This window comes from Rhizobium sp. CFBP 13644, from assembly GCF_014842165.1.
GTDB lineage: Bacteria > Pseudomonadota > Alphaproteobacteria > Rhizobiales > Rhizobiaceae > Agrobacterium > Agrobacterium tumefaciens_C.
The window spans coordinates 152,393-172,390 of record NZ_JACYVF010000007.1 but is presented as its reverse complement, the minus strand read 5'-3'; the positions used below and the strand labels follow the sequence as shown (position 1 = coordinate 172,390).

General features: G+C 55.3%; 18 protein-coding genes and 1 pseudogene. 12 read left to right on the top strand and 7 right to left on the bottom strand.

What is annotated here, in order from left to right; translation table 11 throughout:
- Positions 1–409: 409 nt before the first annotated feature.
- The gene (hutC, locus tag IFT53_RS17515) at positions 410–1,180 is read right to left on the bottom strand and encodes a histidine utilization repressor (protein WP_446737689.1); all 771 of its coding nucleotides are present in this window, start codon (positions 1,178–1,180) and stop codon (positions 410–412) included.
- An 88-nt stretch (positions 1,181–1,268) separates the two neighbouring features.
- Entirely contained in the window at positions 1,269–2,609 is a 1,341-nt protein-coding gene (locus IFT53_RS17510; RefSeq protein ID WP_192068191.1) for a formimidoylglutamate deiminase, read from the bottom strand.
- A 98-nt stretch (positions 2,610–2,707) separates the two neighbouring features.
- Here IFT53_RS17510 and hutI point away from each other — a divergent pair, with 98 nt between their 5' ends.
- The 5 genes from hutI (at position 2,708) to IFT53_RS17485 (ending at position 8,735) form a co-directional block, all read left to right on the top strand.
- Positions 2,708–3,958, top strand: a complete 1,251-nt coding sequence (hutI, locus tag IFT53_RS17505) for an imidazolonepropionase (protein ID WP_192068189.1) — start codon at positions 2,708–2,710, stop codon at positions 3,956–3,958.
- A gap of 48 nt (positions 3,959–4,006) precedes the next feature.
- Positions 4,007–5,542: a histidine ammonia-lyase gene (gene hutH / locus IFT53_RS17500; protein WP_192068188.1), complete on the top strand. Its 1,536-nt coding sequence runs from the start codon at positions 4,007–4,009 to the stop codon at positions 5,540–5,542.
- A 1-nt stretch (position 5,543) separates the two neighbouring features.
- Entirely contained in the window at positions 5,544–6,362 is an 819-nt protein-coding gene (hutG, locus tag IFT53_RS17495; protein ID WP_192068186.1) for an N-formylglutamate deformylase, read from the top strand.
- Entirely contained in the window at positions 6,359–8,032 is a 1,674-nt protein-coding gene (hutU, locus tag IFT53_RS17490) for a urocanate hydratase (RefSeq protein ID WP_192068184.1), read from the top strand. The genes hutG and hutU overlap by 4 nt, the downstream gene beginning before the upstream one ends.
- Positions 8,033–8,168: 136 nt before the next feature.
- Complete coding sequence (locus IFT53_RS17485) at positions 8,169–8,735, top strand: HutD family protein (protein WP_192068183.1); 567 nt, start codon at positions 8,169–8,171, stop codon at positions 8,733–8,735.
- Between the two features lie 26 nt (positions 8,736–8,761).
- On the opposite strand, the gene IFT53_RS17480 is transcribed toward IFT53_RS17485, so the two are convergent.
- Positions 8,762–9,508, bottom strand: a complete 747-nt coding sequence (locus IFT53_RS17480) for a TetR/AcrR family transcriptional regulator (RefSeq protein WP_197980286.1) — start codon at positions 9,506–9,508, stop codon at positions 8,762–8,764.
- A gap of 36 nt (positions 9,509–9,544) precedes the next feature.
- Positions 9,545–10,744 carry a histidinol-phosphate transaminase gene (hisC, locus tag IFT53_RS17475; protein ID WP_244656548.1) on the bottom strand — a complete coding sequence of 400 codons (1,200 nt, stop codon included), beginning with the start codon at positions 10,742–10,744 and terminating at the stop codon, positions 9,545–9,547.
- A gap of 226 nt (positions 10,745–10,970) precedes the next feature.
- Between hisC and IFT53_RS17470 the strand changes: the two genes are divergently transcribed.
- From IFT53_RS17470 to IFT53_RS17445, 6 genes are all read left to right on the top strand, one after another.
- A complete protein-coding gene (locus IFT53_RS17470; protein ID WP_192068178.1) occupies positions 10,971–11,792 on the top strand; it encodes a transporter substrate-binding domain-containing protein in 822 nt (273 codons plus the stop codon).
- A gap of 53 nt (positions 11,793–11,845) precedes the next feature.
- On the top strand, positions 11,846–12,493 hold the full coding sequence (locus tag IFT53_RS17465; protein WP_192068176.1) for an amino acid ABC transporter permease: 648 nt from the start codon (positions 11,846–11,848) through the stop codon (positions 12,491–12,493).
- On the top strand, positions 12,493–13,149 hold the full coding sequence (locus IFT53_RS17460; RefSeq protein WP_192068174.1) for an amino acid ABC transporter permease: 657 nt from the start codon (positions 12,493–12,495) through the stop codon (positions 13,147–13,149). Before IFT53_RS17465 ends, IFT53_RS17460 begins: the two co-directional genes overlap by 1 nt.
- A gap of 8 nt (positions 13,150–13,157) precedes the next feature.
- Positions 13,158–13,931 carry an amino acid ABC transporter ATP-binding protein gene (locus IFT53_RS17455; RefSeq protein WP_192068172.1) on the top strand — a complete coding sequence of 258 codons (774 nt, stop codon included), beginning with the start codon at positions 13,158–13,160 and terminating at the stop codon, positions 13,929–13,931.
- 64 nt (positions 13,932–13,995) lie between these two features.
- Positions 13,996–14,349 (top strand): RidA family protein, encoded by a 354-nt coding sequence (locus IFT53_RS17450; protein WP_192068171.1) that lies wholly within the window; start codon positions 13,996–13,998, stop codon positions 14,347–14,349.
- A 6-nt stretch (positions 14,350–14,355) separates the two neighbouring features.
- Positions 14,356–15,597 carry an NAD(P)/FAD-dependent oxidoreductase gene (locus IFT53_RS17445; protein WP_192068169.1) on the top strand — a complete coding sequence of 414 codons (1,242 nt, stop codon included), beginning with the start codon at positions 14,356–14,358 and terminating at the stop codon, positions 15,595–15,597.
- A 690-nt stretch (positions 15,598–16,287) separates the two neighbouring features.
- On the opposite strand, the gene IFT53_RS17440 is transcribed toward IFT53_RS17445, so the two are convergent.
- A complete protein-coding gene (locus tag IFT53_RS17440) occupies positions 16,288–17,283 on the bottom strand; it encodes a hypothetical protein (RefSeq protein ID WP_192068167.1) in 996 nt (331 codons plus the stop codon).
- Positions 17,284–17,499: 216 nt separating this feature from the next.
- Between IFT53_RS17440 and IFT53_RS17435 the strand changes: the two are divergent.
- Positions 17,500–17,832, top strand: a pseudogene (locus IFT53_RS17435) (helix-turn-helix domain-containing protein); the annotation flags it as partial.
- Positions 17,833–18,056: 224 nt separating this feature from the next.
- Here IFT53_RS17435 and IFT53_RS17430 read toward each other — a convergent pair.
- Complete coding sequence (locus IFT53_RS17430) at positions 18,057–18,581, bottom strand: response regulator transcription factor (RefSeq protein WP_192068164.1); 525 nt, start codon at positions 18,579–18,581, stop codon at positions 18,057–18,059.
- Positions 18,578–19,867: an ATP-binding protein gene (locus tag IFT53_RS17425; protein ID WP_192068162.1), complete on the bottom strand. Its 1,290-nt coding sequence runs from the start codon at positions 19,865–19,867 to the stop codon at positions 18,578–18,580. The genes IFT53_RS17430 and IFT53_RS17425 overlap by 4 nt, the downstream gene beginning before the upstream one ends.
- Positions 19,868–19,998: the final 131 nt, after the last annotated feature.

Here is a 19,998-nt window from a genome sequence, read left to right as displayed (position 1 = left end):
ATTCTCATATCGAGGATGTTGTGTTTACCATCCTGATGGTCGCTATTCACTATATCGAAGCCATCGGCTGCCACGCGTCCTTGATCGGATATCACACGTACTCCATGTCTCCGTCGTTACGACGATCATCATCGGCCTGGCGATGGTTCCGTTCAATCCCGCGCGACGCCCTTTCTTGGGGAATGACTACCTATCTGTTTTCAGTGCCGTTGAAGTAACGACGATCGGTTTTGGACTACCTACGAGGACACGCGCGGAATATGCCTGTCACAAGCGGAATGACCTGCGTTATCATCACGGGCGTGTTTCTAATCCCGTTTGAGTACAACATCCCCGTGCTAGCACCTCCTGAGGGGCCACGTGGGGCAACAGAAAATCAAGTTGAACGGATTTCAAACGCAGTATCGTGTCATTTCGGCTGTGACGGTGCGAAATTCGCAGTTAGAGCATGCCGCTCGCCTGGGTAGATCAGGCGGACATGCGTGACATAGGAGCCATTGCTCCATGTCCGTCGGTCGACCGTCAAACACGGAGTGCCGATCGGGGTGGCCAGAGCTGCTGCAATAGTCTCATCGGCAGCAATTGCTCGGATCGTGTGCTCAGCTCCACTCCAAGGCACGCGATTCAAAAGCCATGGACCGGGCGCTTCATCCTCGAATTTTTCCGCCGCTGCATCCGGCACAGCCGTCAGATTGATCAAACGTTGTTCAAAGCAAAATGGTCGTGTGCCGCCGAAATGCGTGCAACTCACCTCCAGGATGGAAGCAATTGCAGTTAGGCTGAGCTTCAGCTTGTCGTCAATGGTGCTGCGACGGCGGGTCCGGCTCAACAACTGGTAACAATATGCAAAGCCAAGCGACTGGACCTCCTGCTTGATGTCTCGAATCTCGAGCACCGCAGATTGCGCCTGCGGCTGCATCACATAGCTGCCCGACTTGCGGCGGCGCTCAATCATCCTGTTCTTTACAAGCTGTGTCAGCGCCTTGTTTACGGTCATTCGCGAGCATTTGTACTGCTCGGCCAAATCGACCTCAAAAGGAATGCGGAACCCTGGCTGCCATTCTCCGGACAAAATCCGATCTTCAATATCGATGAGGATCCGCTGGTACAGCGACAGCCCGCCAGTACTTTCCGCAATCGGTACACCGACAGCACGGCCTGTATCCTGCAATTTTACCACAATATCACCTCAAATAAGTCCTGTGTGGTCCTAGCAGAAACTTATCGGCACCGCATGCCAGAAAACGAAGGCCGGGGAAGTCAGGCTCTTAGGCCAAAAGCTCGCGCATTGCTCTGCGAAATTTTGCCGATATCGCGTCGCGATCGTGGTGGCGACCTCCTTCAACCTGCTTGCGCCCACCGACCCAGACGCTGTCGGGCTTTGTGCCGCTGGCGAAGAGCCATGAGTCCAGTACCAAATCCTTAACAACATCGCCATCCGGCACCGCTAAGCTGACAAAATCGGCCGAATGGCCGACTGCGATCCCGGTCTTGGCAGCCATCGCAATGCCGCCGCCGTCAACGGCGCCGTCAAACAGGGCACGCCCGGTCGATTGACCGGGCGCCGCTAAAACATTGCGGGAGCGATGGGCCAGACGCTGGGAATATTCAAGCTGACGCAGTTCTTCTGGCAGACCTATCAGGACATTCGAATCCGAGCCAATTCCAAACTTGCCACCTGCTTCGCCAAACACAAGGGCGTTGAACGTACCATCGCCAAGATTGGCTTCAGTGATCGGACATAGTCCAGCGATTGCCTTGCTCTCAGCCATCCGGCGTGTTTCGTCATCGGTCATATGGGTCGCATGGATCAGGCACCAGCGGCCATCCAGTCCGACACTGTCGAGCAGCCATTCCACCGGCCGTGCACCGGACCAGGCTATACAATCCTCAACTTCCTTGACCTGCTCGGCGACGTGGATATGGATCGGCCCGTCTTTCGTCATTGCAACGACCGCAGCAAGCTCGTCAGGTGTGACCGCGCGCAGACTATGCGGAGCTACGCCGACACGACCATCCGGCAGCGCCCTTACCGCGTTATGACAACCATCGAGCAGTCGCTCAAAACTTTCAACAGTGTTGATAAACCGCCGTTGGCCTTCGTTGGGCGCCGCGCCGCCGAAAGTCGAATGGGCATAGAAAACCGGAAGCAGCGTCAGACCGATCCCCGTATGGGAGGCTGCCGCGGCGATCCGCTGCGCCATTTCAGAAATGTCCGAATAAGGGCGGCCATCAATATCGTGGTGCAAATAATGGAATTCGCCGACGCGCGAAAAGCCTGCTTCCAGCATTTCCATATAGAGCTGACTAGCAACAGCTTCGACATGATCCGGCGTCATCGATAGCGCAAAGCGGTACATCACATTGCGCCAGCTCCAGAAGCTGTCGGCACCGGAACCGCGGGTTTCGGCAAGGCCTGCCATTCCGCGCTGAAATGCGTGGCTGTGCAAATTCGGCATGCCCGGCACCAGGATATCATGCTGCTCGTCACCTGGCTGCGCCGCAGCGTCCGTCTCAACGGAAACGATCTGGCTATCCTTAATATCGAGCCGCACATTCTTCTGCCATCCCGCTGGCATCAGAGCCGATTTCACATGAATGCTCGTCATGGTCTCATCCCTTCCTGATCGCTTATGCTAAAAAACTACTTGCGCCCACCCCTATTATGTCTATACATAATAACACGAAAAGGAAAGGCCAGAAAGCGATGTCTTCGACAAAATCGACACCGGACAGTCAGCCGTCAAAAGCCTGTGATCGCCTGTGGTGCAATGCCCGACTTGCAACGCTGAACCCGGTATTACCGGGGCTTGGTCTCGTTGAAAACGGTGTCATTGCCGTTCAGGATGGTCGCATTCTTTATGTCGGCGCTGAAGAAAATCTGCCTTTCCCCATTGATCATGCGGCAGAAATCATCGATTGCGGCGGACGCTGGATCACGCCCGGCCTGATCGATTGCCATACGCATCTCGTCCATGCGGGCGATCGTGCCAACGAGTTTGAAATGCGCCTTTCCGGCGCCACCTATGAAGAGGTGGCCCGCGCCGGAGGTGGTATCGTTTCCTCCGTCCGCTCACTGCGCCAAGCCAGCGAGGACGAACTGGTTGCGCAGGCGCTGCCAAGGGTGGACGCGCTGATCGCTGAGGGTGTGACCACTATAGAAGTCAAATCCGGCTATGGCCTGAACCTTGAGAACGAAGCAAAGGCCCTGCGTGCCGCACGGCGATTGAGTGAAGAGCGCAACGTTGGGGTTCGCACGACCTTCCTCGGTGCGCACGCTTTGCCGCCGGAGTTCAAGGACAACAAGGCAGGTTATATCGCAAAAGTCATCAACGAGATGATGCCCGCCATTGCGGCAGAGGGCCTTGCCGATGCGGTTGATGGTTTCTGTGAAGGCATCGCTTTTTCGACCGATGAGATGCGGCTGGTGTTCGACGCCGCAAAGGTCCACGGTCTGCCGGTGAAGCTGCATGCTGACCAGCTTTCCAATCTGCATGGCGCAGCGCTTGCTGCAGAATATGGTGCGCTGTCGGCGGATCATCTGGAATACACAGATGAGGCGGGCGCAGAGGCAATGGCGAAGAGCGGTACAGTTGCCGTCATTCTGCCTGGCGCTTTCTACTTCATTCGCGAGACGAAGAAGCCGCCGATTGATCTGTTCCGCAAGGCGGGCGTTGCCATGGCAATCGCCACCGACAACAATCCTGGCACCTCGCCGCTGACCTCGCTGCTCCTGACCATGAACATGGCAGCGACACTGTTCGGCATGACGGTGACTGAATGTATTGCCGGCGTGACGCGGGAGGCGGCGCGCGCATTGGGTCTTGTTGACGAAGTTGGGACGCTGGAGAGCGGAAAATGGGCCGATTTCGCCATCTGGAATATCGGGCGGCCGGCAGAACTCGTCTACCGCATGGGCTTTAACCCGCTGCATGCTCGCATACGCAACGGACACTGAATTTGAGGCACACGGTCTAAATCCCGTGTATTGGTGAGGACGTCAAAATTGACACTAATTCTTCAGCCGGGCTCTGTCCCGCTTTCGACCCTTGAGACCATATACTGGACCGGAGAACCGGCACGGCTTGACCCGGCGTTCGACAAGGGTATCGAAAAGGCAGCGGCCCGCATCGCCGAGATCGCCGCCGGAAACGCGCCCGTCTATGGCATCAATACGGGCTTCGGCAAACTGGCGAGCATCAAGATCGACGCCGCCGATGTGGCTATTCTGCAGCGTAACCTTATTCTCTCGCATTGCTGTGGCGTGGGCCAGCCGCTTGCCGAGAACATCGTTCGTCTGATCATGGCCCTGAAGCTTGTTTCGCTCGGTCGTGGCGCATCTGGCACACGTCTTGAACTTGTCCGGCTGATTGAAAGCATGCTCGAAAAGGGCGTCATTCCGGTTATACCTGAAAAGGGTTCCGTCGGCGCTTCCGGCGACCTCGCTCCACTGGCTCATATGGCAGCGGTCATGATGGGCGAAGGGGAAGCATTCTTCAACGGGGAACAGCTTGACGGAAGCACAGCACTTGAACGCGCTGGCCTGAAGCCTGTCGTGCTGGCAGCCAAGGAGGGTCTTGCGCTGATCAACGGCACGCAGGTCTCTACAGCTCTCGCATTGGCTGGCCTGTTCCGCGCTCATCGTGCTGCACAATCGGCGCTGGTTACTGGTGCGCTTTCCACGGACGCCGCCATGGGTTCTTCGGCGCCGTTCCACCCCGATATTCACACCCTGCGCGGCCACAAGGGTCAGATCGATGCGGCATCGGCGCTACGTGATCTGCTCAAAGGATCGGTTATCCGCGATAGCCATATCGAAGGCGACGAGCGGGTTCAGGACCCCTATTGCATCCGCTGCCAGCCACAGGTTGATGGCGCATGCCTTGATCTCCTGCGCTCTGTTGCCCGCACACTCGAAATCGAAGCCAATGCGGTGACAGACAATCCGCTGGTTCTGTCCGATAACTCGGTGGTCTCCGGCGGCAACTTCCATGCCGAGCCTGTGGCCTTTGCGGCAGACCAGATCGCGCTTGCCATCTGCGAAATCGGTGCCATTGCCCAGCGGCGTATCGCGTTGCTGGTCGATCCGGCACTCTCCTACGGCCTGCCGGCATTCCTTGCCAAAACACCCGGCCTCAACTCCGGCCTGATGATTGCCGAAGTGACATCGGCAGCGCTGATGTCTGAAAACAAGCAGATGTCGCATCCGGCATCGGTTGACTCCACTCCGACCTCGGCAAACCAGGAAGACCACGTTTCCATGGCCTGCCACGGCGCGCGTCGCCTGTTGCAGATGACCGACAACCTGTTTGCAATCATCGGCATCGAGGCGCTGACCGCCGCCCAGGGTATCGATTTCCGCAGCCCCCTCGCCACAAGCCCGGAACTGACCAATGCCATCGCGGTAATTCGCAAGGTTGTTCCGACACTGGACGTCGACCGCTACATGGCAACAGACCTCAAGGCAGCAAGCGAGCTTGTTGCGACCGGTGCGCTCAACGCTGCGGTTTCCGGCGGTATTCTTCCGGTTCTGGAGGCGTGAGGTGAGCGCGTTTGAAGTCAGACAGGGTAGCTCCCCCGTTATTCTTGGCTTTCCCCACACCGGTACGGATGTTCCGCCCGCGATATGGGAGCGGCTAAACGACAACGGACGGGTTCTCGCCGACACCGACTGGCATATCCATCATCTCTACGATGGCCTGTTGCCGGATGTGACGACGGTGCGCGCCACATTCCATCGCTATGTCATCGATGCCAATCGTGACCCGGCCGGGAACAGTCTTTATCCCGGTCAGAACACGACCGGGCTTGTTCCTAGTACGGATTTCGATGGCCGTCCAATCTGGAAGGATGGCGAGGAGCCGGGTGAAGAGGATGTTGCAGACCGGTTGGCGGATTTCCATGCGCCTTACCACGCTGCCCTTTCTTCCGAAATCGAGCGGGTCAAGGCAATCCACGGCATAGCCGTGCTCTATGACTGCCATTCGATCCGGTCTGGCATTCCGTTTCTGTTCGAAGGCACATTGCCCGATTTCAACATCGGAACCGATATGGGCAAGACCTGCGATCAGACACTTCAGGCTGCAACCGTCGATGTCGTTTCGAATGCACAGGGCTATAGCAGCATTCTCAACGGTCGCTTCAAGGGAGGCTGGACAACGCGGCATTACGGCCAGCCGGAAACCGGCATCCACGCAATCCAGATGGAACTGGCGCAAGCCACCCATCTGATCACCGAGACGACGCCTTTCGCCTATGACAAAAGCAAAGCGAACAAACTTCGCATTCACCTCAAAGACATTCTCACGCGCATCGAAACCGCAGCGCTGACATTGGCACACACCAAAAGGGGAACAAAATGACCAATCCTCGTCACAATATCCGCGACGTCAGAGCCGCTCGCGGCACTGAACTAACCGCAAAATCCTGGATGACCGAAGCGCCGCTTCGCATGCTGATGAACAATCTCGATCCAGAGGTTGCAGAAAACCCACATGAGCTGGTGGTTTACGGCGGCATCGGTCGTGCGGCCCGCACTTGGGCGGATTTCGACAAGATCGTCGAAACGCTGCGCGACCTCAACGAGGACGAAACCTTGATGGTACAGTCCGGTAAACCTGTGGGCGTGTTCCGCACCCATAAGGATGCGCCACGCGTGCTGATCGCCAATTCCAACCTCGTGCCGCACTGGGCGACCTGGGACTATTTCAATGAACTGGATAAGAAGGGTCTGGCAATGTATGGCCAGATGACTGCGGGATCCTGGATCTATATCGGCAGCCAGGGCATTGTGCAGGGCACTTATGAAACCTTTGTAGAAGCGGGCCGCCAACATTATAATGGCGACCTCAAGGGCAAATGGGTCGTGACCGGTGGCCTCGGCGGAATGGGTGGCGCACAGCCACTCGCAGCCGTCATGGCTGGTGCCTCGTGCCTTGCCATCGAGTGCAACCCGGACTCGATCGATTTCCGTCTGCGTACCCGCTACATCGACGAAAAGGCCGAAACGCTCGATGAAGCGCTGGCAATGATTGACCGCTGGACCAAGGCTGGTGAAGCCAAGTCCGTTGGTCTGCTCGGCAACGCCGCAGAAATTCTACCCGAAATGGTTCGCCGTGGCATTCGCCCTGATATGGTCACTGACCAGACTTCCGCGCACGACCCAATCAACGGCTATCTGCCGAAGGGCTGGACGATGGCGCAGTGGAAGGAGAAGCGCGTAAGTGATCCGAAGGCCGTCGAAAAGGCCGCACGCACCTCGATGCGCGAACATGTCGAGGCCATGATCGCCTTTCAGGATATGGGCATTCCGACCTTCGACTACGGCAACAACATCCGTCAGGTCGCCAAGGAAGAGGGTCTGGAAAACGCCTTCGCATTTCCGGGCTTCGTGCCTGCCTATATCCGCCCGCTGTTTTGCCGTGGCATTGGTCCGTTCCGCTGGGCGGCCCTGTCTGGCGATCCGGAAGATATCCGCAAGACGGATGCCAAGGTCAAGGAACTGACACCGGGGAACAAGCACCTTCACAACTGGCTGGATATGGCAGCTGAACGCATCGCCTTCCAGGGCCTTCCTGCGCGCATTTGCTGGGTTGGTCTCGGCGATCGTCACCGCCTGGGTCTGGCTTTCAACGAAATGGTCAGAAGCGGCGAACTCTCCGCTCCGGTCGTCATCGGTCGTGACCATCTCGATTCAGGCTCCGTCGCCTCGCCGAACCGCGAAACGGAAGCGATGAAGGACGGTTCGGATGCTGTCTCGGATTGGCCGCTACTCAACGCGCTGCTGAACACCGCATCCGGTGCAACATGGGTTTCGTTGCACCATGGCGGCGGTGTCGGCATGGGCTTTTCCCAGCATTCGGGCGTCGTCATCTGCGCCGATGGCACAGACGATGCAGCGCGCCGTCTCGACCGAGTTCTCTGGAACGATCCCGCCACTGGCGTCATGCGTCACGCCGATGCGGGCTATGACATCGCGCTTGATTGCGCAAAGGAGAAGGGACTGCGTCTGCCGGGTATTCTCGGTAACTAAACAACTAAAGCATGTCGCGCAAAAGTGTGCAGCGATTTCGCCGTCACGACATGCGCAAAAATAGTGAGTTAAAATCCGGGCTTCGAGCGATGGTTCGAAGCCCGGCCGCCCATTTCAAAACATGTGAGGCGCTGCCGTGAAGATATTGCGCAACAAGGACCACCGACGCATGCCGTGGAAGAACGGGGGCGGCGAAACAACAGAGATCGCAGTGTTTCCACCGCAGGCCGATCTGTCTGAATTTGGCTGGCGCGTCAGCATGGCAAAGGTCGCCAGCGACGGGCCTTTCTCCGTATTTTCCGGAATCGATCGCACCCTTTCGATCCTTGAGGGCGAAGGGATGGAGTTGGACATTGCCGGACGGGAACCCATAGTGTTAACCTGGGCATCGGAACCATTGGCCTTTCCGGCTGATGCTTCGACGTCCGCACGTCTTGTTTCAGGCGCCATCGTTGATCTCAACATCATGACCCGGCGGGGACAATGGACGCATAAGGTCGAGCGCCGGACATTCGATGGCAAGCACCAAATCCATGCCAAAAATGGCGTCACGCTGCTTCTTTCGCTCGGCCATCTGCGGATCGACCATGGGGATCATGCACAAGAGCTTGGCGCGCGCGATTGCGGCATATTGGAAAGCACTGTCACAATCACGTCCAGTATGACGGTCGATGCCTACCTCATCCGCATCATCCCCGTCTGAGTGCCGGAATCGGCCTGCTTCGAACCTCATACACTCCGGATCCGTGGTTTCGTTTCCCGTTCCCGGTTATGTTTGACTTGTGCGTCGAGCCCCAGAATGAGCGTTTCGAGCAGAAAGTCATATCCATCATCCAGAGGGGCGGATTCGCCATTTTGCCAGCGCATGACGAATGCCCGATTGTACATCTGGGGAAGATGTTGTGTAACAAGCGGAAATTCCTTCTGGTCGAGGTCTTCCAGCCCTTTATCAAAGGCTGTTACCCACTCCGACCCCGCAATTGCACTGTCTGCCGCAAGCTCGATGGTGACGTAACCTTCAAGCGCACCGACGACGGCATTGAAGGCGTTGACCAGACTCTGTCCGTCAAAACCTGCTTTGGTCAATGCGTGCAGGATGACTTCAACCCAGGGAGCGTTTGGTGCTCCATTGGAGCGAATATGCGGCCCCAATAAAGGTGCTGCCCGTGGGTGCTGATGAATGCGCGCGCGAAAGCGCCGGAACAATATCCGGATCGTTTCGCGCCAATCGTCCGAAACCTCATCCGGCTTGACCAGGGTTGCTGTCAGTGACCCTGATATCTCAGCGAAAAGATCAGCCTTCGCGCCACCGACATGCCAATACAAAGCCGTTGGATAGACGTGCAGGCGGCGCGCAAGCGCACGCACCGAAAATCCGGTCAAACCCTCATCATCGATGAGGGCGATGGCTTCCTCAACGATGCGCTCGCGGGTCAATCCAATGGCCGCAGCGCGGCCAAGGGGACGTTTTTTCAAGGCAGTATCCTTTTTCGGCATCGTCATATCTTGTGACTAAGTTCGTGCGAGGATCGGCTCGAGTTCCTGTGCAAATCTCTCATTATTCTTTGCGGTTCCAATGCTCACTCGCAGAAAATTGGTATAATTCGCCTCCATCCAAGGTTTGACGATTATTCCCTTTTGAAGCAAGGCTTTCGCTACGGGTGCCGCTTCTCTACCGAGATCGAGAAACAGGAAGTTGGTCTGGGACGGCACAACGCGGACGCCCATTTTACGCAAGCGTTCCGTGAGAACTACCCGGTCAGCCTTGATCCTTGCTGTGGCGTTGCGCATCCAGTCTTCATCCTGCAAGGCAGCGGTAGCCGCCGCCTGTGCAACGGAGTTGACGTTAAATGGCGTAAGGGTGGAACGCATGGCGCGGGCAATCCCGGCATCGGAAGCAATGCCATATCCTACCCGCAGGCCCGCCAGACCATAGGCCTTGGAAAAAGTGCGTAGAACGACCCAGGACAGGCCCGGTCGGTTCTCCAGCACCTTCAAACCATCGGGATAGTCAGAATCGATGAGTTCGAAGTAGGCCTCGTCCAGAACAAAAAGTGTTCCGGGAAGCGTGGCGGCCAGAAGTCGTTCGAGTACAGGCAGTGCAAGCGCTACACCAACAGGATTTGACGGCGAGGAGATGAAAGCGATCTTCGGTCGCCGGGCAAGCTGCTCTTCCAGAGCATCGATATCAAATTCGAGCTTATCGGTCATCGGCACTTTGATGACCTGTGCACCTGCCGCCATCGGCTCGATCTCGTGAAGCCCGAAGCTGGGAGATACCGTCAGGACGACATCACCTTTTTGCAGATAAGCGCGGCAGAGGGCTGCAATCAGTTCCTCCGACCCGTTCCCGCACGTAATCCGTTCAATTCCAACGCCGAGTTTCTCTGACAAGGCATGACGCAGCGTGACTGCGGCGGAATCACTATAGCGAGACGGATCTATCGAAGTCAGGACTGCGGTCACGGCAGGCGAAACGCCATAGGGGTTTTCGTTACTTGCAAGCGCTGCAATATCTTGCCTCCCGCTGACCTGCCTGGCGACCGAGGCCGTTATTCCGGCATTGTAGACAGGAAGTGCCGCGACTTCCGAGCGGGACTTGAGAGCATTTTCCTCGATTAGTGACATGTCTGTACCTTCCACAAGATGACGTTCCGGTTCTTCATTCCGATGCACTCCCATGTGAAGCAGCACCATTGTCTGCCACACCATTTGGTTTCGCCATCCACGCTCTCATCCATGCCGTGTGCCGAGGATAACTGCGAAGTACGAAATACATCATTGACAGAATAATAAGTATATACATAATATCAATTGGCCAGTGAACAAAAAAATCATTCTGGGAAAAGGAAAGTGATTTTTTTGAGAAAGACCATTTCGCGAATAGGGGCGCGCGAAGTGATGCGTCAGTGCCCTGATAACAATAAGGAGCGCCATAATGGGCATTTCAACATTCGTGAAAACTGCGGCAGTCTGCCTTGCCGGAGTCACCATCGGTTTCTCATCGGTGCATGCCGACCAATTGGCAGACATCAAGGCGAGCGGTAAAATCCATTTCGCCACAGAAATGCTTTACCCGCCTTTCGATATGCTGGTGAATGGGAAGTACGAAGGCTTCTGCCGTGATCTGGGCGATCTCGTGACTTCAGAACTGGGTGTGAAACCGGAATATCAAGACCTTCCGTGGACGGCTGTGCTTCCAGGTCTGGAAGCTGGCAAATTCGACATGACGAATGCTCCGGTCACGATCACGCATGAGCGTATGGAGCGCTACACATTCACCCTGCCGATTTCCGATGCGACCGTCGGGCTGGTCAAACGCACTGGCGACGACACGATCGCAAAGCCTGAAGACATCACAGGCAAGACAATCGCTGCACAGAAGGGGTCAGCAGAACTGGCTGAATTGAAGTCTTTCGCCGCCAAGCTCAAAGACGTCACGGTCAAGGAATACGCATCTACTGAAGACGCCTATGCCGATCTCGCTGCAGGGCGCATCGATGCTGTGGCCAACGGCGCTCCGCTTGGCGCCTATGCCGCTTCGAAACGTCCCGAACTCTTCTCGACAGTCAGCCCCCCATTCGGCGAAAAATCCTATTACGCCTGGGCAGCACGCAGGGGAGAGAAGAGCGCTGCTCTGGTCAATGAAATCAACACGATCCTCGTCAAACTGCAGGACGACGGACGACTTGGCGACATTCAGAAGAAGTGGTTCGGACAGGTTATCGAGCTGCCGAAGACTTTTCCAGACGTCAAGTAGTAGAGAGTTCGTCACGGGCAGCTTCATAGCTGCCCGTCAGTCGGGAGGCGACAGTGTTCTCATTTCAGGTCATTATTGACAATATACCCCAGTTGCTCTGGGCTGCGAGACTGACACTGCTGGTGTCGGTCCTCGGAGTGGCCATCGGGCTTGTTCTTGGTGCGGCACTCTGTGCGGCCAGAATATCGCCACTTCGCAGTATCCGCACGGCCAGCGCCATCTATACGAGCTTTTTCCGTGGCGTGCCGCTGCTCGTACAGCTTCTTCTGTTCTACTACATGCTTCCCGTCATCGGTCTGAACGTTCCGGCCATGGTGGCTGCCGTTGGGACCGTCGGCTTGTGTTCGTCAGCTTATGTCGCTGAATATCTGCGTGGTGCTATCAACGCTATCCCGCCAGGCCAGCGCGAAGCGGCGGTGACGCTCGGATTTGCTCCAACACGGATATGGACACGGATCATTCTGCCGCAGGCTTTCAGGATTTCGCTGCCTGCACTGATCAACGAACTTATTTTGCTGGTAAAGGCCTCGTCACTGGTTTCGCTTGTTGGCATCACAGAGTTGACCAGAACAAGCCAGGCCTTGTCTTCGGCGACCTATCGCCCGCTTGAAATCTTCAGTTCGGCTGCTGCGGTCTACCTCATCATCAATCTTTCGCTCGCGCTGCTTGGGCGTTTTCTTGAAAAAAGGAGCGCGATCTGATGGATATCAACCTCTTCATTGAATACGGTCCGGCGCTCCTATCCGGTTTCGCAATGACGGTTTTGTGTTGGGCAATCGGCACCATAGGCGGTGCAGTTGTCGGGTTCACGATTGCCATTATACTACGCTATTCGAACGGCTTTATTCGGGCAATTTTGCAAACCTATATCGAGATCGTTCGAGGCACGCCGTTTCTCGTACAGCTCTTTCTGTTGTATTATGGTGGTCCACATCTGGGTTTGCGACTGGGAAGTCTTGAAGCCGGTCTGGTTGGTCTGATCATCTATGGCAGCCCCTATTTCGCAGAAATATTCCGTGCCGGTTTCCAGTCGGTCCCTCACGGACAGATCGAAGCCGCCAGGGCAATGAGCTTTTCGGAAGCAAGCATCGTTCGCCGCATCATGATCCCGATCTTGCTGGTTTCGACACTACCGGCTTTGACCAACTTCGCGATTATCCTCACAAAGGAAACCGTCATCCTGTCCGTCGTTACCGTGCCGGAACTCCTGTATCAGGTGCAGACCATGTCGGCGGAAACCTTTGCCTTCGTTGAAGCGAATATCGCACTCGCGCTCTTTTTCTGGATTTTCGTTGAGGCCATCTCGCTTTTCGGGCGGATGCTCGAGAAGCGTGTCACCCATTACCTGATCAAGTGAGAACCGTTATGTCCATGTCTTCGGCTGACCTTTTGAAGGTTTCAAAAAGCTTTGGTACCTTTAAGGCGCTGCATGAAGTCTCGCTTCATGTCCCGCCGGGCAAGGTGACCTGCCTTATCGGTCCTTCTGGATCAGGCAAATCCACGCTCCTTCGCTGTATCAATTTTCTGGAGCAGTATGACTCCGGTGAAGTGCGTATCGACGGAGAACTGGTCGGCTATGATAGCCCCGGCGGCCGGCGTATGTGTTCTGCGAGACTGCGCGAAATGCGCCGCAAGATCGGAATGGTCTTCCAGCAGTTCAACCTGTGGCCACATATGACGGCTCTACAGAATGTTGCAGAGCCTCTTATCCAGGTTCGCGGTCTGTCGTCTCGCGAGGCGAAGGAAAAAGCGATGGAAGCACTAACCAAGGTTGGTCTTTCAGACAAGGCGGAGAACTATCCCAGCCGCCTGTCCGGTGGACAGCAGCAGCGCGTGGCAATCGCACGCGCTATCGCAGTCCAACCCCGTTTGATGCTGTTCGATGAGCCGACTTCCGCGCTTGACCCTGAACTGATCGGGGAGGTTTTGCAGGTGATGAAGACGCTTGCCGCAGAAGGTATGACGATGGTTGTCGTCACCCATGAAATGGGTTTCGCCTCGCATGTGGCCGATCAGGTGGCCTTCATGGTGTCCGGCAAAATGGTTGCCACGGGAAGTCCGTCCGAAATTTTCAGGAATCCTTCCGACCCCCGTCTGGAAGCGTTTCTTCACAGCTATCATGAACGCAATGACATCTGAGCGCGGCTGGACGCTACCGCAACGCCAGATTTCTTGAAAACATAGACAAGAAAGACAAATCGTAATGACAACATCTACACTGCCATTTTCGTCGCTCCGCCGTATCGGCAACACTGTTTACCTGTCTGGAGAGCTTGGCTTTGACGCGGCTGGCCAGATCGTCGGAGACATTACCCAGCAAACTGAAACGACCCTGAACCGGATAGAGGCTACGCTGGCCGGTATTGGTCTCTCGCGCCATGATATTGTTTCTTGCACTTGCTACTTGGTGCGCAAGCATGATTTCGCAGGATTCAATCAGGCATACCGGACATTTTTCTCTGAAGGCGATCTTCCTGTCAGAACCACGATCGTCACCGATCTGGTGCTTGACGCATTGATCGAAATTACAGTTATCGCCCAAACGCAGGAATTGTGATCGCACATGACTGATTTTATCGTTCTCGGCGCGGGCATGGTCGGTGTGACGACCGCGTTGGCCTTGCAGGAATGCGGGCATCACGTGACTATCGTGGACCGTAATCCCTCAGCCAGTGAGGCCAGCTACGGGAACGCAGGTATTATCCAGGTCGAGGCCACCGAACCCTATGGCTTTCCGCGCGATCCCGTGAGCCTGGTCCGTATGGCGTTCGGGCTGGACAACTCCGTAAACTACCAGCTCGCTGCTCTTCCCGCCGCTGCCAGCTCGCTGGCAGCGTATTTTCTGAACTCGGCACCTCTTCGGCATCGAGAGATTTCATCGGTCTACCGCACAGTCATCGAACCCTCCGGCATAACCCACGATCAACTCATCCAAGCGTCCGGAGCCGAGGGGCTTATCAGACGAACCGGATATATCCAGATGCATCGGGGTTCATCTGCATTCGACAAGGACGCACAGAACGCCGAGCGTTTAGCGCGCGAGTATGGAGTACAGGCGAACATTCTCGACAACTCAGATTTGCGAAGAGAAGAGCCCGTGTTGCAACGGGATTTCGCTGGTGCCATTCATTGGCTTGCCAGCCGCAGTTGCATCGACCCCGCTGCTTTGGTGCGTTCTTATGCCGATCTCTTTCAGAGCCGAGGCGGCAGCCTGCTACAAGGAGATGCCACAACGCTCGCCGCATCTGGAGCAGGCTGGCAGATGAAGTTGAACGATGGTGGCGTAGTGAAGGCTGAAAATATAGTGGTCGCTCTTGGAAGCTGGTCACCAAACTTTTTGCGCCGCTTCGGGCATGTCTTCCCGATGATATACAAGCGCGGTTATCACCGTCACTATGATGCCCCTTCCCTACCCACCCGCCCGCTTTTCGACTTGGCGGCGGCGGTCCTTTACTGCCCGATGACGCAGGGCTTGCGGCTGACGACCGGCGCAGAAATCGCGCGTTTTCCGAATGCACCCAAAACCTCAAAGCAACTGGAACGGGGTGAGAAGTCGGCACGTGAAGTACTGGATCTGGGAAGCCCGGTCGAACATGAACCTTGGGCAGGCTGGAGACCCTGCATGCCTGACATGTTGCCCGTCATCGGCAAGTTGCCTGGCACCGACGGCATCTGGTGTAACTTTGGCCACGGTCATCACGGCTTCACATTAGGGCCTTCAACGGCACAGGTTCTGGCAGGCGAGATATCCGGGAAGCCTTCGAACACGCTTTCTGCAAGATTTTCACCGGCGCGCTTCTGTTGATCACGTCTCTCATCGCCTTTGACCTTCCTGCTCGTTTTTGATCGGCTATGCTGAAGGCGCACAATGCGTGTAGATTGCGACGCCAATCAGAGCATTTCCTGCTATCTTACCGGCAATGAGCAGGCGCTGCTGCGCATCCAAGGGCTTTCCATGTTGTAAATCAGGTCTTGTGACACGTACTGATTGCCGTCTCGCTTGTCTGTCTCGGGCTTTGCCGGTTTCTCTATACACATTGATCGTCTGCCGTACTGCGCGACGACGCGCTGTGGAGATCAATAACCAGTCCTCCGGGAAGCAGGTTGCCCACAGCATATCCAACTAGCTGAGCATCCGCGTCATTGTCACAGAATTTCTGGCTGCAGCCATTGCCAGGGCACCAGATCAGGCTGCCGTGGAAAATGCTCAGTTTAAGACAGGCTTTGAAGGAATTGAGATGGCTGTGTTGAAGCGGAACTGGGCCGTTGGGCGCAGAAAAACATTGAGACCACCAAGATGTAGTTCGTGTATTTCCACGACTGTCCGGTCGAAATGAGGTGCAGCTCAAGAACTTCCTCAACGTCATATTCCCCAGGCCGTCGCCGCGCGACCCGGTTCGCCGCACTTGTTTGTGTCTCATAAAACGCTACTCTCAAGCGCTGAATGCGAGCCTCATCTAGTCGCATGCGGAAAACACGCTATACATCAACGCGTCTAGTCAGTAATTTTCGCTAATACTCTTCCGGCTCTGTCCTGCACGATGGTATCAGGTGATACCAGCTGTGAACCCTTGCGATCTTGAGGCGGGGTTATCAACCAAACATTCGAATAGGATTCCCGGAAGTGCCGCGGATTGTAGCTTATATGGCTCGTCGCCACATAAGGGTGCTCCCCGCGTGTTGCCATTTTTGAAAGAACAGCATTTCTAACCTCATAAAGCTTTCGCTCTCGGTCGAGGCTAAGATTCGCATCCTCAAGATCCAAACCATCGATACGGACGGTCAAGCCTACTGGCGGGTCGAGAACCCACCGGTCGGAATCGACGAACCCATCGGTATAGACATTGCCGGTCGAAGCACGGAGCGAAGTACCTTTGGGCAAGGTGATACCATCAACGACATTGCCATCATCAAGCGTACATTTGCTGAAAGCAGCTATGCCACCATCAGGCTTGAGATCAAACTCTACGGGTTGCGTCGCATCGCACCGCCAGCCGGCCTGCATCGTCATGCCGTGGCCGGTTATCCGCATATTCTCTGAATTAAAGCCCACAATTTCGTAGTTTTCGCTGGTTTTAATCGAGACATAACGTGCTACCTCGACGGCATCGATATCTGCTACGCGCACGGGGGTCGGGAACACGGCTCGATTGAAGGAATCCCTCTGATCCGCAACGGCCAATTCGAGTTTCGTGCCAACGGGCATGTCGATCTGACCTAGGCGCACCGCCTCCGACAGTTCCGGGCGATAGATTGCCGCTCTCTCCCGTTCATAGGTCCTCATTTGGAGATAGAAGTCCACAAACTGCCACAAGGTTAGAAGTGCAAACGCGGTGTTAAGCGCGTAAGGCAGGATCGCAGGGCGGCACCAGCGACCTGTGGCAAATCGAACCATCAGCCGTAACGTCCACACGGACCAGAACAGCGTCGCGGCGAGGCAAAAGGCAAAAAGAAGAAGAACTTCGGCGGGGGGCAGCGCAACGGGGATCATGGAACGTTCTCTGGCATCTACATCACCGCGACGTCAATAGACTAGACCTTGCTGTCGAGATCTGAACGCTCGCCCCGCCAACACCACTCGAAAGCATCGCCCGGCGCGGCGGCTGTGATCCAGACGCGTTCCACAAGATCTTCTTTCGGAATGTCGACTTAACGCCTAATGCCGGAGCCCAGGGTACGGCAGCGCTGGTCGAAGACGAGGGTGCGTAAATTATCCGACGGCCGCTTCATCAGCCTTCTGTCGTGGATCAGGGAAAATCTCGACAAGTGCCTCACTGTTGAAACCCTTGCCGAAAAAGCGGGCGTCAGCTCGAGACACTTCGTCAGGATATTCAAATTAGAAATGGGTTCGACGCCATCGAAGGTTGTCGAAAAGCTAAGACTTGAAGTCACGCGAGACCGCGTTCAAACATCCAACGAGCGGATTGAAGATCTTGCAGAAAAGACTGGGTTTGGTGATGCCGAGAGAATGAGACGCGCATTCATTGGGGCAGCCGGCAAGCCACTCCAATCGATACGACGGGAGGCACTAATATGCTAATGTCAATTTTTAGTGTTGCTGATCCGCAGAGAGACTGTTCTGCACGTCAAGATTATCCAATCTTCGGCCCTCTGCGTAGGACGAGAGAAACATCGATGTGGATGGCAAGTTCTCACTCGAAAGTTTTGCTGCAATAGTCACGTCGCCGCCAAATTTTCAGGATAGCTGCTTTCTTCTCCTTTTGGTCATACGAATGCTTGAAGCTTCGTATTGCTCTCAGCGCGTTATGGCGTGTGTCTTTTATCTAATTTTCTCGCCAAGGTGCGTCGATGCAGCCCCAATCGTCGGGCAGCCTCAGATATGTTGAATTCAGTTGCGATCAGCGTTTGATGGATTTTTTCCCATTCCAGGCCTTTCAAAGACAGCTGCCTTTCACTTATGGGTACATCGACCTCACCTTTGGTCTTGTGGAATGCCCGCTCTATTTCATCCATCGGGGATGGTTTTGGTAGGTAGTGACACGCCCCCAGCTTGATTGCCTCAATCGCTGTCGCTATGCTTGCAAAGCCGGTCAGTACCACCGCCCTGACGTGTGGCTGTCGCCTGACAAGCTCTTCAACGCAAGCTAACCCGGACTCACTAGATAATTTGAGGTCAACAATTGCGAAATCAGGCAGGGCGAAATCAAGGAGTTGCGACATTTCCGCCAAGCAGGCGGCATGGCGAACCCTATACCCCTTCCGCTCGAAGGACCGCTTCAAAGTTTTCGCCAGTGTCACGTCATCCTCTACAATCAACAGTTCGCTCATCTTAACCTTTCCAGACTGTTGATCGGAATACTGATCGTGACATTCGCCCCACCAAACGCGCCGTTTCGCGCTTCAAGAAATCCCCCGAGGGCCTGCGCAACTCTGGACGCAAGGAAAAGACCCATGCCTCTGGTGGTACCGTCTTTCGTGGTGGCAAAAGGCTTTCCCACGTCCGAGAGGATTTGGGTTGTAAAACCAGGTCCAGCGTCACTAACTGAAATTGTCAGGTTACGATCGACCTCGCTTGCTGCAACACCGATCCATTTGGAAGACACGTCGTAGGCATTGTCCAAAAGCGTTCGGACGGCTGTGCGCAAAGCCTTATCGCAAACGACCTTTTGATCCGGGCGCAAAAGATTGGCATAGTCGAGCTTTGCATCTCGTTTGGAAGATTGCCATTCGTGCACGATGTCGTCGACGAAATCTTTGAGATTTTCATTGACGATTCCATTTGCTTGTGGGGTCCCGGACGAAGAGAGGATTGCCGTGACGGCGTTCCGGCATCGCTTAATCTGAGCGCGCATATCATCAATGTCCTGACGCAGATCCGGGTGTTTATCAACGTCTGGCATTTTTTCCCAGTCGGACAGAACAACTTCCATGGTCATCAATGGAGTTCCAAGATCATGGGCAGCGCTCGAAGCCAACAAACCCATCTGCACGATCTGCTCTTCTTCGACCGCACGCAGATGCAGTGTCGAGATCAACCGATCCTTTGCAACGGCATTTCTGTGAATTTTGCTGATAAAGACGGCGACCAGAACCGCAGCGATCACGTGAGATAGGAACATGCCTTGAAGATGCAGATCGTATAAGCCACTTCCGTGCAGATGGGGTAAATCGAGTGGCCTGTAAAAGAAGACAAGAGAGACGTAAAATAACGTTGTGAGCGCGACCAGAAACCAGATGCTCCAGTCCTTCAAGAGAACAGAGGCAACGATGACCTGAACAAGAAAAAGCGAAACGAAGGGATTGTTTACCCCGCCAGAGAGGTACAAAAGGCAAAACAGCCCAACAGTATCGATGACGAACGCGCGGAGAATTGAAGCTTCCGGCAGATGACTATCGCGACGCAGCCGAAGCCAGGTGATCGCATTGATGATGCCAAGAACGACCACGATCGCCAACATCTGTGCGATGGGAAGGTCGATCTCTAGCACAGACGCTGCCAGCAAGATCGCGATCAACTGAATTGTAATAGCCACCCACCGCAAGGTGACGATCAGACTCAAATTGGTGTCGATCAAGAAATCATCATTATCAACGTGCTGGCTGTTATATGGCATAGCTCTTGACCGTTCATGAGTTTGACAGCGCCGTTCATGTCGGGCGTACCCTACCCGAATAGAGACAAAAAGAAGATATTACTCTGCGACACAATGCCCTCGGACAAATTGTCCAAGCGCAGGATGTTGCA

Excerpts from the sequence above, each read along its gene's own strand:
- hisC (WP_244656548.1), bottom strand. The coding sequence starts at position 10,744 with ATGGTGTGGCAGACAATGGTGCTGCTTCACATGGGAGTGCATCGGAAT.
- hutU (WP_192068184.1), top strand. The coding sequence starts at position 6,359 with ATGACCAATCCTCGTCACAATATCCGCGACGTCAGAGCCGCTCGCGGC.
- IFT53_RS17445 (WP_192068169.1), top strand. The coding sequence starts at position 14,356 with ATGACTGATTTTATCGTTCTCGGCGCGGGCATGGTCGGTGTGACGACC.
- IFT53_RS17450 (WP_192068171.1), top strand. The coding sequence starts at position 13,996 with ATGACAACATCTACACTGCCATTTTCGTCGCTCCGCCGTATCGGCAAC.
- IFT53_RS17430 (WP_192068164.1), bottom strand. The coding sequence starts at position 18,581 with ATGAGCGAACTGTTGATTGTAGAGGATGACGTGACACTGGCGAAAACT.
- IFT53_RS17470 (WP_192068178.1), top strand. The coding sequence starts at position 10,971 with ATGGGCATTTCAACATTCGTGAAAACTGCGGCAGTCTGCCTTGCCGGA.
- IFT53_RS17460 (WP_192068174.1), top strand. The coding sequence starts at position 12,493 with ATGGATATCAACCTCTTCATTGAATACGGTCCGGCGCTCCTATCCGGT.
- IFT53_RS17455 (WP_192068172.1), top strand. The coding sequence starts at position 13,158 with ATGTCCATGTCTTCGGCTGACCTTTTGAAGGTTTCAAAAAGCTTTGGT.
- IFT53_RS17510 (WP_192068191.1), bottom strand. The coding sequence starts at position 2,609 with ATGACGAGCATTCATGTGAAATCGGCTCTGATGCCAGCGGGATGGCAG.
- hutI (WP_192068189.1), top strand. The coding sequence starts at position 2,708 with ATGTCTTCGACAAAATCGACACCGGACAGTCAGCCGTCAAAAGCCTGT.
- IFT53_RS17440 (WP_192068167.1), bottom strand. The coding sequence starts at position 17,283 with ATGATCCCCGTTGCGCTGCCCCCCGCCGAAGTTCTTCTTCTTTTTGCC.
- IFT53_RS17425 (WP_192068162.1), bottom strand. The coding sequence starts at position 19,867 with ATGCCATATAACAGCCAGCACGTTGATAATGATGATTTCTTGATCGAC.